Raw genomic sequence first — 13,882 nt, 5'->3', positions numbered from 1 at the left:
TGCGCCGATGGTAGTGTGGCTCAAGCCATGCGAGAGTAGGTCATCGCCAGGGTTTTTATCCCCAAACCCCCGCTGCTCATGCAGCGGGGGTTTGCTTTTGGGCGGAATAGAGGCGGATTCTTGGAGTCCTGCACTCAGCGCCGCTCCAAGCCAAGCTGCGCCGACCGCGCCTAACGCACGGCCAGGGAGCGTTGCGACGGTGCATGCAGCCGCTTGCAGACAGCATGGTCGGGCCTATAGCCAACACCTGCAGGCTTGGCCACTGGGCCGGAACAGGATTCTCGCAAGCAAAGACAGGCGGGATGAAGCCTTGGCGGTGGATCCACGCCGGCCGCGCATACGACAACGGCGCCAATTGGCGCCGTTGCTTCAATCACTACCGCTCGAACGCGAAGATCACACCCGGCCGAATACCAGGGTGGCGTTCGTACCGCCAAAACCGAAGCTGTTGGACATCACCGTGTCCAGCTGTGCCTCGCGCGTCTGACGCAGGATCGGAAAGCCCTCCGCGCGCTCGTCCAGCGTCTCGATGTTGGCCGAGCCGGCCATGAAGCCGTCGCGCAGCATCAGCAGGCAGAAGATCGCCTCGTGCACGCTCGCCGCGCCCAGCGAATGGCCCGACAGCGCCTTGGTCGAGGAGATCGGCGGCACCTTGTCCCCGAATACCTCGCGCACCGCGCCCAGCTCGGTGATATCCCCCAGCGGCGTCGAGGTGCCGTGGGTGTTGAGGTAGTCGATCGGGCGATCGATACCGGACAGCGCCATCTTCATGCAGCGCACCGCGCCCTCCCCGGACGGGGCGACCATGTCGGCACCGTCGGACGTCACCCCGTAGCCGATCAGCTCGGCGTGGATGCGTGCGCCGCGCGCGACGGCATGCTCATACTCTTCCAGCACCAGCATGCCCGCGCCGCCGGCGATGACGAAACCATCGCGGTTGGCGTCATAAGGGCGCGAAGCCTGGGCGGGAGTGTCGTTGAAGCCGGTGGACAGCGCGCCCATGGCGTCGAACATTACGCTCATCGACCAGTGCAGGTCCTCGCCACCGCCGGCGAACACGATGTCCTGCGCGCCGTGGCCGATCAGGTCCGCTGCCGCGCCGATGCAGTGCGCCGAGGTGGCGCACGCCGCGGACAGCGAGTAGCTCACGCCCTTGATGCTGAAGGCCGTGGCCAGGTTGGCCGAGACCGTCGCGGTGGGCGTCACAGGATCAGAAGACTGAAAATCGTGGCGCACTCGGCTTTGCAAGGATGACCTTGCCGGCAAGAACGCATCAGTCGCTGCCCGCGCGCCGGCCTTCCATCATGCGGTCGCGGCTGGCCTTGAACGGATTGCCCTCGTGCCAGTTGGGCCAGCTGTCGCCACCGGCCAGTTCCCTGCCCACGCCGTACAGCAGCGCGAGGTCCTCCATGATGCCGTCCAGCTTCCACGTGGCGGGGTCGTACTCGTCGCGTGGGCTGTGGTAACGGTCGCGTCCGTAGGCCTGGGCGGCTTTCCTGCCCGCGTCGACGCCGCCGTCCAGAAGATCCTGGCCGCCGCCGGCATACAGCGCGGGAACTCCTGCCTTGGCGAAGCTGAAATGGTCGGAACGGAAGTAGAAGCCGCTCTGCACCGACGCTTCGGCATGCAGCCGCCGTTTCTGCCCGGCGGCCAATGGCTCGAGGATGTCCTCGATTTCGGAGCTGCCGTAGCCGGTGACGGTCATGTCGCGGGCGCGGCCGTTGACCGACATCGCATCGATGTTGATGACGCCGGCGATCTTGTCCAGCGGGAACGTCGGATGGTTGACGTAGTACTGCGAGCCCAGAAGGCCCGATTCTTCCAGCGTCACGGCGAGGAAGACCACCGAGCGCTGTGGCGCAGGCTGCTGGTGGACCATCGCATCGGCGATCTCGAGGATCCCGGCCACGCCGGTCGCGTTGTCCACCGCGCCGTTGTAGATGCTGTCGCCGCCGGCCGTGTCCGGCGTCTGGCCCTCGTGCTTGCCGAGGTGGTCCCAGTGCGCCATGTAGAGAACGGCCTCGTCGGCGCGCTGCCCGCCGGGCAGGACGCCGACCACGTTGCGCGATTTCTTCTCTGCGATGCTGCTCTTCAGGTCCAGCGACAACGTGGTACGCAGCGGCACCGGCTTGAATCCGCGCCGGTTGGCGTCGCGGTAGGCCTTGTCCAAGTCGAGACCGGCGTCGGCGAACACCTGCCGCGCGGCATCTGCGCTGAGCCAGCCCTGCGCCTGCAGGCGCGGCTCCTTGTCCTGGTCAGCCGGCAGGTCGTATTGCGGCCCGCCCCAGGAATTCCTCACCACGTCCCAGCCGTAGGCGGCGCCGGCGGTATCGTGCACGATCAGCGCCGCGGCTGCACCCTTGCGCGCGGCTTCCTCAAACTTGTAGGTCCAGCGCCCGTAGTAGGTCATGCGCCTGCCTTCGAACAGGCGCGGGTCGTCCACGTGGAAGCCGGGGTCGTTGACGAACATCACCACGGTCTTGCCCTTCCAGTCCTGGCCGGCGTAGTCGTTCCAGTCCTGCTCCGGCGCATCGACGCCATAGCCGACGAATACCATCTCGCTGGCATCGATCTTCACCTCCGGCTGGCCGGTGCGGGTGCCGATCACCATGTCGTCGCCGAAGTCGAGCGTGCGGCTCGCATCGCCATGGCGGAGCGTGAGCACCGTCGATGGATCGGCGATGGTCTCGGTCATCGGCACGTCCTGGAACCAGCTGTCGCCGTTGCCGGGCTGCAGGCCGATGCGCTGCATCTGGTCGCGGATGTACTCCACGGTCAGCGTTTCCCCGTGGCTGCCGGGCGCGCGTCCCTCGAACGCGTCCGACGCGAGCGTCTTCACCAGCTCGGCGAAGTCGGCGGCATCGATGCCGCTGGAAAAAGCATGCGCCGTTGGCGGCACCGGTACGGGAGCCGGTGGAGAAGCGGCTTCCTGCCTGCAGGCGGCCAGCGCCGCGCCCGCGACGAGGTACAACACGATCTTGCGGGGCATTGAAACGGGCTCCGATGAAGGGCGAAGCCCGATTCTAGGCAAGCGCTTTCGGATGCGCTCAATCCTTCGGCGCGGCCTCGGTGTCGAAGCGGCGCACGGTGGCGCCGCTGACGGTGCCGATGGACGCACTGTCGTGTACGTACAGCGTCACTTCGCGTTCGAAGTTCAGCGGCCCGTCGACCACCGCATTGGGGCCGATGATGATCCGCGGCTTGCGCGGCGGCGTCAGCGACAGGCCGAACGAGGGCTTGGTCACGCGGATGCCGCCCTTCACGTGCGAACCGATGCCCACGGTGATGTCGCCGTTGACGGTCTCGACATCGCGGCCGATCTCGGTGCCGACCAGGCCGATGCCGCCGTTGACGGTTTCCACGCCGCCACCGATGCGTCCGCCCTGGTCGATGAAGATGCTGCCATTGACGGTTTCCACGCCGCTGGACAGCACCAGCCCGCGCCCCGCGCGGATGGCGCCGTTCACGGTTTCCAGGCTGCGCGCCTGCACGTTCTCGTCGGCGTTGATGCTGCCGTTGACGGTCTCCACGCCACGGGCCTGCACGCCCTTGGCCAGGTGGATGCTGCCGTTGACCGTGTCCAGGTCGCGGTATGCGGTGCCGGCCTCGGTGCGGATGCTCCCGTTCACCTTGCTGATGTCGTCGGCGGCCATCGCCAGCGGGCAGGACAGACCCAGGGCCAGCAGAAGAAGGAATCGTTTCATCGTGCGTCTCCGTCGGGGAATTCCTGTGGGCGAGAATGGATGGCAGCATGGCTGGGTACAATCCGCATCTGCCTGAAGTCACTGGAACGCCATTGCGACCGTATCGCCGCCGCCGCCCGACCGCCTGCCCTCCGGCATTGCCGTCCTGGGTGGCCGGCTGCCTGCTGGCGCTCGCCTTCGCGGTCCCCGTCTCGCAGGCGCAGAACAGCCGCGATGCGGAGAAGAAGCTGCAGCAGGTGCGGGGCGAGCTGAAGAACGTGGCGCAGGAGCGGCAGCGCCTGGAGGGCGAGCGCGACGCGGCGTCCCGGCGCCTGCGCGAAGCCGACCAGAAGGTGGCCCGCAGCGGCCGTGCGGTCTCCGATACCGAAGCGGCGATGCGCCGCGAACAGCAGGCGCTGGCCGAACTGCAGCAGCGCCGGGCTTCGCTCGAAGCCAACAGGGAGAAGCAGCGCCGCCAGCTTGCCGCGCTGCTGCGCAGCGCCTACCAGCTGGGCAACCATGCCCCGCTGAAGCTGCTGCTGTCGCAGGACCGGGTGGCCGATGCCAACCGCGACCTGGCCTATCACCGTTACCTGCAGCGCGAACGGGCCAGGACCATCGGTTCGCTTACCGCCGACCTGCAGGCGTTGGCGTCGAACGAACGGGAGATCCTGGCGCGCAGCAGCGAGCTGGAACAGGCGCGCGCGCAGCAGCGCGAACAGGCGGCGGCGCTGGCCGAGGACCGCCGCCGGCGCGCACAGGTGGCGGCCGAGCTCGACCAGCGCTACCAGGACCGCAGCGAGCGGGAAAAGGTGCTGGGCAAGGATGCGCGCGCGCTCGAGCGGCTGCTGTCCAATCTGCGTGCGGCAGCGGCCCGCGCTGAAGCCGAGCGCCGCGCGGCCGCCCGCCGGGCCGAGGCCGAACAGGCGCGCCAGGCCGCCTCGGGAACGGCGCGGCCCGCGCCGGGCAAGGTGCCGCCGCGGGTCACCGCCAATGCCCCCGCGCCGAAGGTCGGCGGGCTGGGATGGCCGCTGTCGGGCAACCTGCTGGCGCGCTACGGCGGGCGCCTGCCCGATGGCCGCACCAGCAGCGGCGTGCTGATCGGCGCGCCTCCGGGCACCACGGTGACCGCGGTCGCCGACGGCACCGTGGTCTTCTCCGACTGGATGACCGGCTACGGCATGATCCTGATCGTCGACCATGGCAACGGCTACATGAGCCTGTATGCCCACAACGACACGCTCCTGCGCGATGCAGGCGCGCGCGTGCGCCGCGGCGAGGCGGTCGCGCGGGTCGGCAATTCCGGCGGACAGGGCGTGGCGGCGCTGTACTTCGAGCTGCGCCGCAATGGCCAGCCGGTCGACCCGTCCACCTGGCTGCAGCGGCAGTGACCGCCGGCTGAGCGGGCGGCGGTCCGCTGCCCCGCCGTTCAACGGGAATTCGGCCGGGCTTCGCGCATAATCGGTTCCGACGCGCATGGTGCGCATGCGTTTTTCATGGAGTGGTTCATGCGTGTAGCCGGCCTTGCTGCTGCCCTGCTGTTCGCGCTTTCGCCGGCCGTCGGCCTGGCACAGGGCGCCCCGGACAAGACGCCCGGGGCGGACGACCCCGATGCCAAGGAATCGGTCACCTCGCGGGTGCCGCTGGAGGAGATCCGCCGCTTCGTCGCCGTGTACAACGCGGTGCGCGCGGCCTATGTCGACCCGGTGGACGACAGGAAGCTGATGCAGTCGGCGGTCCGCGGCCTGCTGCTGGACCTTGACCCGCACAGTACCTACTTCGACAAGGCCGACGCCGAAGCGTTCGACGAGCAGGCCACCGGCGCCTATGAGGGCATCGGCGTCGAACTGCTGCAGCAGGACGGCGTACTCAAGGTGGTTTCGCCGATCGACGACACCCCGGCCGCCCGTGCCGGCCTGCGCGCCAACGACCTGATCGTGGCCATCGACGGCAAGCCGATCGATGCGATCGAGGCGATGGAGCCGCTGCGCGGCCCGGCCGGCAGCCAGGTGGTGCTGACCATCGAGCGCGGCGAGGAAAAGCCGTTCGACGTCACCGTCACCCGCGAGACCATCCGCGTCACCAGCGTGCGCAGCAAGATGCTCGAACCCGGTTACGGCTACGTGCGCATCAGCACCTTCCAGGCCGATACCGGTGCCGATTTCCAGAAGCACCTCGCCCAGCTGCAGGCGCAGGCCGGCGGCAGGTTGAAGGGCCTGGTGCTGGACCTGCGCAGTAATCCCGGCGGCCTGCTCACCGCGGCGGTGCAGGTGGCCGACGACCTGCTGGAGAAGGGCGGCATCGTGAGTACGCGCGGCCGCATTTCGGTCAGCGACGCCAAGTTCGAGGCGACGCCGGGCGACCTGATGAAGGGCGCACCGGTGGTGGCGCTGGTGGACGCCGGTTCGGCCAGCGCGTCGGAAGTGCTGGCGGGGGCCCTGCACGACAACCGGCGCGCCCGCATCATCGGCAGCCGCACCTTCGGCAAGGGCTCGGTGCAGACCGTGCTGCCGCTGGACAACGGCGACTCGGTCAAGCTCACCACCGCGCGCTATTACACGCCCAGCGGCCGTTCGATCCAGGCCACCGGCATCGTGCCGGACGTGGAGCTGGCGCCCGATCCGGCCAACGCCGCCAAGGACATGCCGGCCGCCCTGGCCGATTTCAGCGAAGCCAAGCTGCCGGGCCACCTGCGCGGCGACGACGAGGGGGCCGGTGTCGCCAGCGGCGTGGTGCTGCCGGGCGACGGGCCGATCCAGTCGGCGCTGCGCGAGCTCAAGCAGCCAGGTTCGCTTGCGGCCAGGCCCGCGGCGGCGCGGCCGGCGACTGCGGCAAAGCCGGAAGCGAAGGCTCCGCCTGCGGGCGTTACCGTGCCGACCAAGCCGGAAGATGCCAAGCCGGAAACCGTCGACAGCGACAAGTGACAGCGCGCGTTGGCGTGTCCTTGAAAGCCCCTCTCCCACCGGGAGAGGGGTTGGGGTAAAGGTCGGAAAGCCCTTACGAGCGTCGCCTGTCGCGAAACTTCATGCGTCTTCTCCCCGGCGTTCAGCGCCACCACGTCCCGGCTCGCTGCCGAGCACCGGACATATGCGTGCATGGGCGGGAGTTCGCCAGCCACGCGTCTTCCCTGAGAGGGAGAGAGGTTCGTTCAGCGCGGCTTGGCCGGCATCGGGAACGGCGTGACCACCTTTTCCCCCGTGGCCGCGTCGCGGATGGCGGACTGGCCCTTCTTCTCCACTTCCTCGATGCGCACGATGCTCTGCATCGGAAGATGGAGCGTCTTGGTGTCGCCGAATTCCTCGCGCAGGCGCTCTTCGGTCGGGTCCACGACCAGCCCGTCGTGAAGGTCGAACACCAGTTCGGCGACTTCGTTGAATCCCCACAGGTGGCTGCTGCCAACGCGACGGGCGTACAGCTCGTACACCTTGCCGTGGTTGAGGAACGTGATCTTGTACAGGGGCCTGTTGCTCATCGCCCGATTATAAGGAGCGCCGGAGGGGCCGCCGAAGGCTAGAAACCGTGGCGCTTGCGCAACCGCCGGGCGATCGCCGCGCGGATGTACAGGCCGTAGACGATGCCGAACAGGAAGCCGGCCACGTGCGCCGACCAGGCGACCATGCCGAAGCTCGGGCCGATGTAGGCGAACACCACCTGCAGTGCCGCCCATACTCCGATCAGCAGGTAGGCCGGCGCGCGCACGAACTCCAGGAACAGGCCCAGCGGCACCACCACGCCCAGCCGCGCGCCGGGAAACAGCGCCAGGTACGCCCCCAGCAGCGCCGACACCGCGCCGCTGGCGCCGATGATGATCTGGTCCGGCGATTCCATCGCGTACAGCGCGGTCAGGTTGGCGGCCGCCCCGCCCAGCAGGAACAGCAGCAGCAACCGCCACGGCCCGAGCACCCGCTCGGCGGGCAGCCCGAAGATCAGCAGGAACACCAGGTTGCCGAGCAGGTGCGACCAGTCCGCGTGCAGGAACAGCGCGGTGAACAGGCGCAGCACGCTGCCGTCGCGCAGTGCGGCCCACCAGTCCTGGGGATTTCCCAGGCCGGTGGACAGTGCGCCCCAGTCCATCCACAGCGAGCGCCGGGCCTCGTCCGGCCGCGAGATCGACCAGAGGAAGGCCAGCCAGATCGCGGCGAACACCAGCGGCACCGCCCAGCGCGGTCCGGGTTTATGGCGGGAGGGCAGGGAAATGAACATCGGCGCGCAAGCCTACCCCGCGAAGGCTCGGGTCAGGGTGATGGAGCGCGAGGAAATGAATGCGGGTGGCGTTATTGTTTAGTTAACAAGCTTCATGGATACTGCATACGGCGTCGTATGTCGGGAGGGGACTCCGGCGCATCGCAGGGCTGCCAAGGCCTCGCGGTGCAGGCGCACAACGAATCATCACCGCCTACGGAGAGAGCTTCCAACATGCATACTGCTTCCACCCTCGCACGCGTCACCGCCCTGGCCGTCGGCATTGCTGGTGCCCTGGCTTTCAGCAACGCCGACGCCGCCGCGTTCCAGCTCAAGGAAAACAGCGCCAAGGGCCTGGGCCGTGCCTTCGCCGGCTCCACCTCCGCCTGGGACGACGCTTCCGTGGTCGCCACCAACCCGGCTTCGATGCGCCTGCTCAACGGCCGCCAGTTCCAGGCCGACCTGAGCGCGATCAGCTTCTCGGCCAAGATGGAAGACGTCTACAACGCCCGCAACGCCGGCGCGACCGGCGCCGGCACCGGCACGCCGATCTCCGGCGGCAACGGCGGCGATGCGGGCATGATCGCCCCGGTTCCGGCGGCCTACTTCCACGTGCCGTTCGGCGAGAACGACAACATGCACTTCGGCCTGTCGCTGACCGCGCCGTTCGGCTTCAAGACCGATTACGACAAGGGCTGGGTGGGCCGCTACCACGGCACCACCACCGACCTGAAGGCCATCGATCTGGGCGCGGCGTTCTCCTACGACGTCAACCCGTACGTGTCCTTCGGCGCCAGCGTGTTCGTCGAGCACCTGACCATCGAACTGGGCAACGCCCTGGACATGGGCGCCGTCGTCAGCGGTGGCGCCCAGGACAAGGCCGAAGCCCAGCTGCGCCAGCTGGTCGCCAACCCGACGGCGGCGCAGATCCGCGCCGCGCGCGGCCAGGGCGCCCAGCAGGCGGCCGCCCTGGGCTTCTACCCGGGCAGCGCCGACGGCTCGGTGACCATCGAAGGCGACAACAACGCGTTCGGCTACGTGCTGGGCACCACGCTGAGCCCGAGCGAGAACACCAACATCGCCTTCAGCTACCGCTCCAAGGTCGAACACAAGATCACCGGCGGCAAGGCCGACTTCACCGTTCCGGGCAACGTGGCGGCGGCGCTGGGCCAGCCGGCCAGCGGCCTGTTCGTCGATACCAGCGGCAAGGCCACCGTGACCCTGCCGGCCTCGCTCACCATGAGCGTGACCCACCGCATCAACGACCGCTGGACGGTGATGGGCGACGTGTCGCGCACCGCCTGGGCCACCGCGTTCGACAAGGTGACCGTGGACTTCGCGTCCAACCAGCCCGACAACACGCTGGTGTTCGGCTACAGGGACACCACCTTCGGCTCGATCGGTACCGAGTACAAGCTGTCCGACACCGTCACCCTGCGTGGCGGCGTGGCCTACGACGAAACCCCGACCACCTACGGCCACCGCGACGTGCGCGTGCCGGACGTGACCCGCAAGTGGCTGTCGTTCGGCCTGGGCTGGACCCCCAAGGAGAACACCGAGTTCAACTTCGGTTACACCCACCTGTTCACCAACGAGCCGGCGATCAACGCCACCTCGGCGACCGGCAACGTGCTGCAGGGCAAGTACAAGGTCGGCGGCGACATCCTTGCCGCCTCGATCAACTACAAGTTCTGATCCAGGCCTGGCCTGACGCTGCAACCCGGAAGGCCCCGCGCAAGCGGGGCCTTTCTTTTTACGCCGGCGCGGCCGCGCCTGTCCGCCGCACGGCGACGATGCCGTGGCCTGGACACGCGGCGCAGGCGACAATGGCGCATGAACCTGTCCGACCCCGCGTTCCAGCTGGAGCTGGCCGCCAATGCCGCCGTCGCCGGCTCGATCCTGCTGGCCGGCCGCAACAACGTGCACACCTGGTGGCTGGGCATCGTCGGCTGCGCGCTGTTCGCCATCGTGTTCGAACGCTCGCACCTGTACGCCGACATGGCGCTGCAGTTCTTCTTCATCGCGGTCAGCGTGTTCGGCTGGTGGCAGTGGCTGCGTGGCGACCATGGCGCGCCGCTGCCGATCACCGCCCTGCGTCCGCGCGCATGGAGCTGGCTGCTGCCGCTGGCGGTGGCGGCCACCTTCGGCTACGGCTGGATGCTGACCCGCCTGACCAATGCCTATGCGCCGTATGTCGATTCGGCGGTGCTGGTGCTGAGCATGATCGCGCAGGTGCTGATGATGCGCCGCAAGCTGGAATCGTGGTGGGTATGGCTGCTGGTGAACAGCATCGCCGTGCCGCTGTACTACAGCCGCGGGCTGCACCTGACCTCGATCCTCTACGTCGGTTTCTGGATCAATGCGCTGGTGGCGCTGCGCCATTGGCGGCAGCTGATGCGCGCGCAGGCATCGGAGCCGACGGCCGCTGCCGCCATCTGAGCCGGTCGTGCACGGCCTGCGTTCTGCCCGTGGCGAGAGGCATGGACGGTTGATCGATCGCGCTGTCCGGCGCGCTCCGCCGGCCGCATCGCATTGACCCATGAAAAACCCCGCTTTCGCGGGGTTTCTGTTTTGCCGCAGGGGGCGCCCTGGCTCAGTCGCCCAGGGTCAGCAGCGAGGCGTTGCCGCCGGCGGCGGTGGTGTTCACCGTCACCGTCTTCTCGGTGGCGAAACGCAGCAGGTAGTGCGGGCCGCCGGCCTTCGGCCCGGTGCCGGACAGGCCCTGGCCGCCGAACGGCTGCACGCCGACCACCGCGCCGATCTGGTTGCGGTTGACGTAGACGTTGCCGACGTTGACGCGCGAGGCGATGCGGTCGACGGTTTCGTCGATGCGCGAATGCACGCCCAGGGTCAGGCCGTAGCCGGTGGCGTTGATCTGCTCGATCACCGCGTCGAGCTGGTCGGCCTTCCAGCGGATCAGGTGCAGCACCGGCCCGAAGATCTCCTTGTGCAGCTGGCCCAGATCCTTCAGTTCATAGGCGCGCGGCGCGAAGAAGGTGCCGTGCGCGGCGGCGTCGGACAGCGGCGCGACGGCGATCAGGCGCGCCTCCCTGTCCATGCGCGCGGCGTGATCCTCCAGGATCCGCAGCGCGTCGGCGTCGATCACCGGGCCGACATCGGTGGACAGCTCGCCCGGGTTGCCGACCTTCAGTTCGGCCATCGCGCCGGCCAGCATGCCCATCACCTTGTCGGCGATGTCGTCCTGCACGAACAGCACGCGCGCGGCCGAGCAGCGCTGGCCGGCGGAGGTGAAGGCCGAACCGATCGCGTCCTTGACCAGCTGCTCCGGCAGTGCCGAGGAGTCGGCGATGAACGCATTCTGGCCGCCGGTCTCGGCGATCAGCACGCCGATGGCGGCATCGCGCGCGGCCATCGCGCGGTTGATGGCGCGCGCCGTCTCGGTGGAGCCGGTGAAGGCCACGCCGGCCACGCGCGGGTCGGCGGTGAGCGCGGCGCCGACGGTGGCACCGTCGCCCGGCAGGAACTGCAGCACGCCTTCCGGCACGCCGGCGTCGAGCAGCAGCTTCACCGCGTGGTAGCCGACCAGGTTGGTCTGCTCGGCCGGCTTGGCGATGACGCTGTTGCCCGCGGCCAGCGCGGCGCTGACCTGGCCCAGGAAGATCGCCAGCGGGAAGTTCCACGGGCTGATGCAGACGAATACGCCGCGGCCATGCAACTGCAGTTCGTTGCTTTCGCCGGTCGGGCTGGGCAGCTTCTCGGCGGTGCCGAACTGCTCGCGCGCCTGCTTGGCGTAGTAGCGCAGGAAGTCCACGGCCTCGCGCACTTCGGCGACGCTGTCGGGCAGGCTCTTGCCGGCTTCCTTCACGCACAGCGCCATGAACTCGGCGATGCGCGCTTCCAGCTGGTCGGCGGCATGTTCGAGGATGGCGGCGCGGCTGGCGGCCGGGGTGCGGTTCCAGGCCGGCTGCGCGGCCACGGCATTGGCCAGCGCCTTCTGCACGGTGGCACTGTCGGCGGCCTGCCAGTGGCCGACCACCTCGCGGCTGTCGGCCGGGTTGGCCACCGGCAGCGAGGCGCCGGTGCCGGTCGCGCCCGGCACCAGCGGGGCGGCCTGCCACGGCTTGATGGCGGCGTTGAGCTGCTCGGCGAGGGCACGCAGGTCGTTGTCGTTGGCGAGGTTGATGCCCATGGAGTTGTTCCTGTCGTGGTTCTGGCTGCGCAGCAGGTCGACCGGCAGCGGGATCTTGGGATGCGGGATGGAGGCGAACGATGACACCGCTTCCACCGGGTCGCGGATCAGGTCGTCGATGGACACGTCCTCGTCGGTGATGCGGTTGACGAAGCTGGAGTTGGCGCCGTTCTCGAGCAGGCGGCGCACCAGGTAGGGCAGCAGGTCCTCGTGCGAGCCGACCGGCGCGTAGACGCGGCAGGGCACGTCGAGACGGTCGGCCGGGATCACTTCGGCGTACAGGTCATCGCCCATGCCGTGCAGCTTCTGGTGCTCGTAGGTGCGGCCCTGCGCGATCTGCTTCACCGCGGCGATGGTGGCCGCGTTGTGGGTGGCGAACATCGGGTACAGCACGTCGCCGTGGCCGAACAGGCGCCTGGCGCAGGCCAGGTACGACACGTCGGTGTTCTGCTTGCGGGTGAACACCGGGTAGCCGGGCAGGCCGTCGATCTGCGCGCGCTTGATCTCCGCGTCCCAGTAGGCGCCCTTGACCAGGCGCACCTGCAAACGATGGCCGATGCGCCGTGCGAGGTCGGCGAGGTAGTCGATGGTGTAGGGCGTGCGCTTCTGGTACGCCTGCACCACGATGCCGAAGCCCTCCCAGCCTTTCAGCGAGGGATCGCTGACCACGCGCTCGATGATGTCCAGCGACAGTTCCAGGCGGTCGGCTTCCTCGGCATCCACCGTGCAGCCGATGCCATAGGATTTGGCCAGCTGCGCCAGCTCCAGCACGCCGGGCACGAGGTCGGCCAGCACGCGCTCGCGCTTGGCGTGCTCGTAGCGCGGATACAGCGCCGAGAGCTTGATCGAGATGCCGTGCGATTTCGTCACGTCGCCATCGGCCCTGCCGCCGCGGGCGAGGTTGTCCTTGCCGATGGCGTGGATCGCGCGCTTGTAGTCTTCCAGGTAGCGGCGCGCGTCCTTCATCGTCAGCGCGCCCTCGCCGAGCATGTCGAACGAATAGCGGTAGCTGCCGTTGTCGCCCTTGTGCGAGCGCGCCAGCGCCTCGTCGATGGTGCGGCCCATGACGAACTGGTGGCCCATGATCTTCATCGCCTGGCGCACGGCCAGGCGGATCACCGGCTCGCCGACGCGCCCGATCAGGCGCTTGAACGCGCCATGCACGTCGCGCTTGGTGTCGTCGGCCAGGTCGACCAGGTGGCCGGTCAGCATCAGGCCCCAGGTCGAGGCGTTGACCAGCACCGAGTCGGACTGGCCCATGTGCCGCTTCCAGTCGGCCTCGCCGAGCTTGTCGCGGATCAGCTTGTCGGCCGTCTCTTGGTCGGGGATGCGCAGTAGCGCCTCGGCCACGCACATCAGCAGGACGCCTTCCTCGCTGCCCAGGTCGTACTGGCGCATGAAGGCCTCGATCGCGCCCTGGTCCTTGGCGCGGGCGCGCACCCGGCGCACCAGGTCGGCGGCGGTGGCCTGGACCTGGGCCTGTTCGGCGGCCGGCAGGCGGGCCTGTTCCAGCAGCTCGCGCACGTGGCTGGCCTCGTCCTTCAGCCAGGCATCGGTGATGGCCTGGCGCAGCGCGGGCGGTGCCGGCGGCAGTTCGGGCGTGAGCAGCGGCCGGGCCGCGGCGGGATGGGTGGACGGTGTTGCATTCATGGGCACGACCACATCGGGACACGTTGGGATTCGGCCATTTTAATCCTTGGCGCCGGATTTCCCAGCCCTCCAGGCAGCCTCCGGGACAGGGTGCAACCATTGGTACACGGGCGATCCGGAGAAAATCAGCAAGCCTCGGAAGTTTGTGCTGAATCCGGCAAATTATCCGCCGATGTCGATTTGGTCGAGCGCAGGTCCAGTGTGCGGTGCAGCAATC

9 protein-coding genes and 1 pseudogene are annotated in these 13,882 nt (G+C 68.6%); 4 read left to right on the top strand and 6 right to left on the bottom strand.

The window, feature by feature from the left end; translation table 11 throughout:
- Positions 1-396: 396 nt before the first annotated feature.
- The 3 genes and pseudogenes from CQ393_RS06390 to CQ393_RS06380 form a co-directional block, all read right to left on the bottom strand.
- A pseudogene (locus tag CQ393_RS06390) lies at positions 397-1,188 on the bottom strand (beta-ketoacyl synthase N-terminal-like domain-containing protein); the annotation flags it as partial.
- Positions 1,189-1,273: 85 nt separating this feature from the next.
- The gene (locus tag CQ393_RS06385; RefSeq protein WP_153190718.1) at positions 1,274-2,989 is read right to left on the bottom strand and encodes a M28 family metallopeptidase; all 1,716 of its coding nucleotides are present in this window, start codon (positions 2,987-2,989) and stop codon (positions 1,274-1,276) included.
- 58 nt (positions 2,990-3,047) lie between these two features.
- Entirely contained in the window at positions 3,048-3,704 is a 657-nt protein-coding gene (locus CQ393_RS06380; protein ID WP_153190717.1) for a hypothetical protein, read from the bottom strand.
- 47 nt (positions 3,705-3,751) lie between these two features.
- On the opposite strand from CQ393_RS06380, the gene CQ393_RS06375 reads away from it, so the two are divergent.
- Both CQ393_RS06375 and CQ393_RS06370 read left to right on the top strand, forming a co-directional pair.
- On the top strand, positions 3,752-5,074 hold the full coding sequence (locus CQ393_RS06375) for a peptidoglycan DD-metalloendopeptidase family protein (protein ID WP_153190716.1): 1,323 nt from the start codon (positions 3,752-3,754) through the stop codon (positions 5,072-5,074).
- Between the two features lie 117 nt (positions 5,075-5,191).
- The gene (locus CQ393_RS06370) at positions 5,192-6,607 is read left to right on the top strand and encodes a S41 family peptidase (RefSeq protein ID WP_153190715.1); all 1,416 of its coding nucleotides are present in this window, start codon (positions 5,192-5,194) and stop codon (positions 6,605-6,607) included.
- A 224-nt stretch (positions 6,608-6,831) separates the two neighbouring features.
- Here CQ393_RS06370 and CQ393_RS06365 read toward each other — a convergent pair whose 3' ends face one another.
- Together CQ393_RS06365 and CQ393_RS06360 are read right to left on the bottom strand one after the other, a co-directional pair.
- A complete protein-coding gene (locus tag CQ393_RS06365; RefSeq protein ID WP_153190714.1) occupies positions 6,832-7,155 on the bottom strand; it encodes a DUF1820 family protein in 324 nt (107 codons plus the stop codon).
- A 38-nt stretch (positions 7,156-7,193) separates the two neighbouring features.
- Positions 7,194-7,886: a rhomboid family intramembrane serine protease gene (locus CQ393_RS06360; protein ID WP_153190713.1), complete on the bottom strand. Its 693-nt coding sequence runs from the start codon at positions 7,884-7,886 to the stop codon at positions 7,194-7,196.
- Positions 7,887-8,099: 213 nt separating this feature from the next.
- Between CQ393_RS06360 and CQ393_RS06355 the strand changes: the two genes are divergently transcribed.
- Together CQ393_RS06355 and pnuC are read left to right on the top strand one after the other, a co-directional pair.
- Positions 8,100-9,560, top strand: a complete 1,461-nt coding sequence (locus tag CQ393_RS06355) for an outer membrane protein transport protein (RefSeq protein WP_153190712.1) — start codon at positions 8,100-8,102, stop codon at positions 9,558-9,560.
- Positions 9,561-9,698: 138 nt separating this feature from the next.
- On the top strand, positions 9,699-10,304 hold the full coding sequence (gene pnuC / locus CQ393_RS06350; RefSeq protein ID WP_153190711.1) for a nicotinamide riboside transporter PnuC: 606 nt from the start codon (positions 9,699-9,701) through the stop codon (positions 10,302-10,304).
- Between the two features lie 154 nt (positions 10,305-10,458).
- Here pnuC and putA read toward each other — a convergent pair whose 3' ends face one another.
- A complete protein-coding gene (gene putA / locus CQ393_RS06345; protein ID WP_153190710.1) occupies positions 10,459-13,665 on the bottom strand; it encodes a bifunctional proline dehydrogenase/L-glutamate gamma-semialdehyde dehydrogenase PutA in 3,207 nt (1,068 codons plus the stop codon).
- Positions 13,666-13,882: the final 217 nt, after the last annotated feature.

The organism is Stenotrophomonas sp. MYb238 (assembly GCF_009496535.1).
In the GTDB taxonomy this organism is placed as follows: domain Bacteria; phylum Pseudomonadota; class Gammaproteobacteria; order Xanthomonadales; family Xanthomonadaceae; genus Stenotrophomonas.
This window is presented reverse-complemented; position numbering and strand designations above follow the sequence as displayed.

Excerpts from the sequence above, each read along its gene's own strand:
- CQ393_RS06365 (WP_153190714.1), bottom strand. The coding sequence starts at position 7,155 with ATGAGCAACAGGCCCCTGTACAAGATCACGTTCCTCAACCACGGCAAG.
- CQ393_RS06380 (WP_153190717.1), bottom strand. The coding sequence starts at position 3,704 with ATGAAACGATTCCTTCTTCTGCTGGCCCTGGGTCTGTCCTGCCCGCTG.
- putA (WP_153190710.1), bottom strand. The coding sequence starts at position 13,665 with ATGAATGCAACACCGTCCACCCATCCCGCCGCGGCCCGGCCGCTGCTC.
- CQ393_RS06375 (WP_153190716.1), top strand. The coding sequence starts at position 3,752 with ATGGCTGGGTACAATCCGCATCTGCCTGAAGTCACTGGAACGCCATTG.
- CQ393_RS06385 (WP_153190718.1), bottom strand. The coding sequence starts at position 2,989 with ATGCCCCGCAAGATCGTGTTGTACCTCGTCGCGGGCGCGGCGCTGGCC.
- pnuC (WP_153190711.1), top strand. The coding sequence starts at position 9,699 with ATGAACCTGTCCGACCCCGCGTTCCAGCTGGAGCTGGCCGCCAATGCC.
- CQ393_RS06355 (WP_153190712.1), top strand. The coding sequence starts at position 8,100 with ATGCATACTGCTTCCACCCTCGCACGCGTCACCGCCCTGGCCGTCGGC.
- CQ393_RS06370 (WP_153190715.1), top strand. The coding sequence starts at position 5,192 with ATGCGTGTAGCCGGCCTTGCTGCTGCCCTGCTGTTCGCGCTTTCGCCG.
- CQ393_RS06360 (WP_153190713.1), bottom strand. The coding sequence starts at position 7,886 with ATGTTCATTTCCCTGCCCTCCCGCCATAAACCCGGACCGCGCTGGGCG.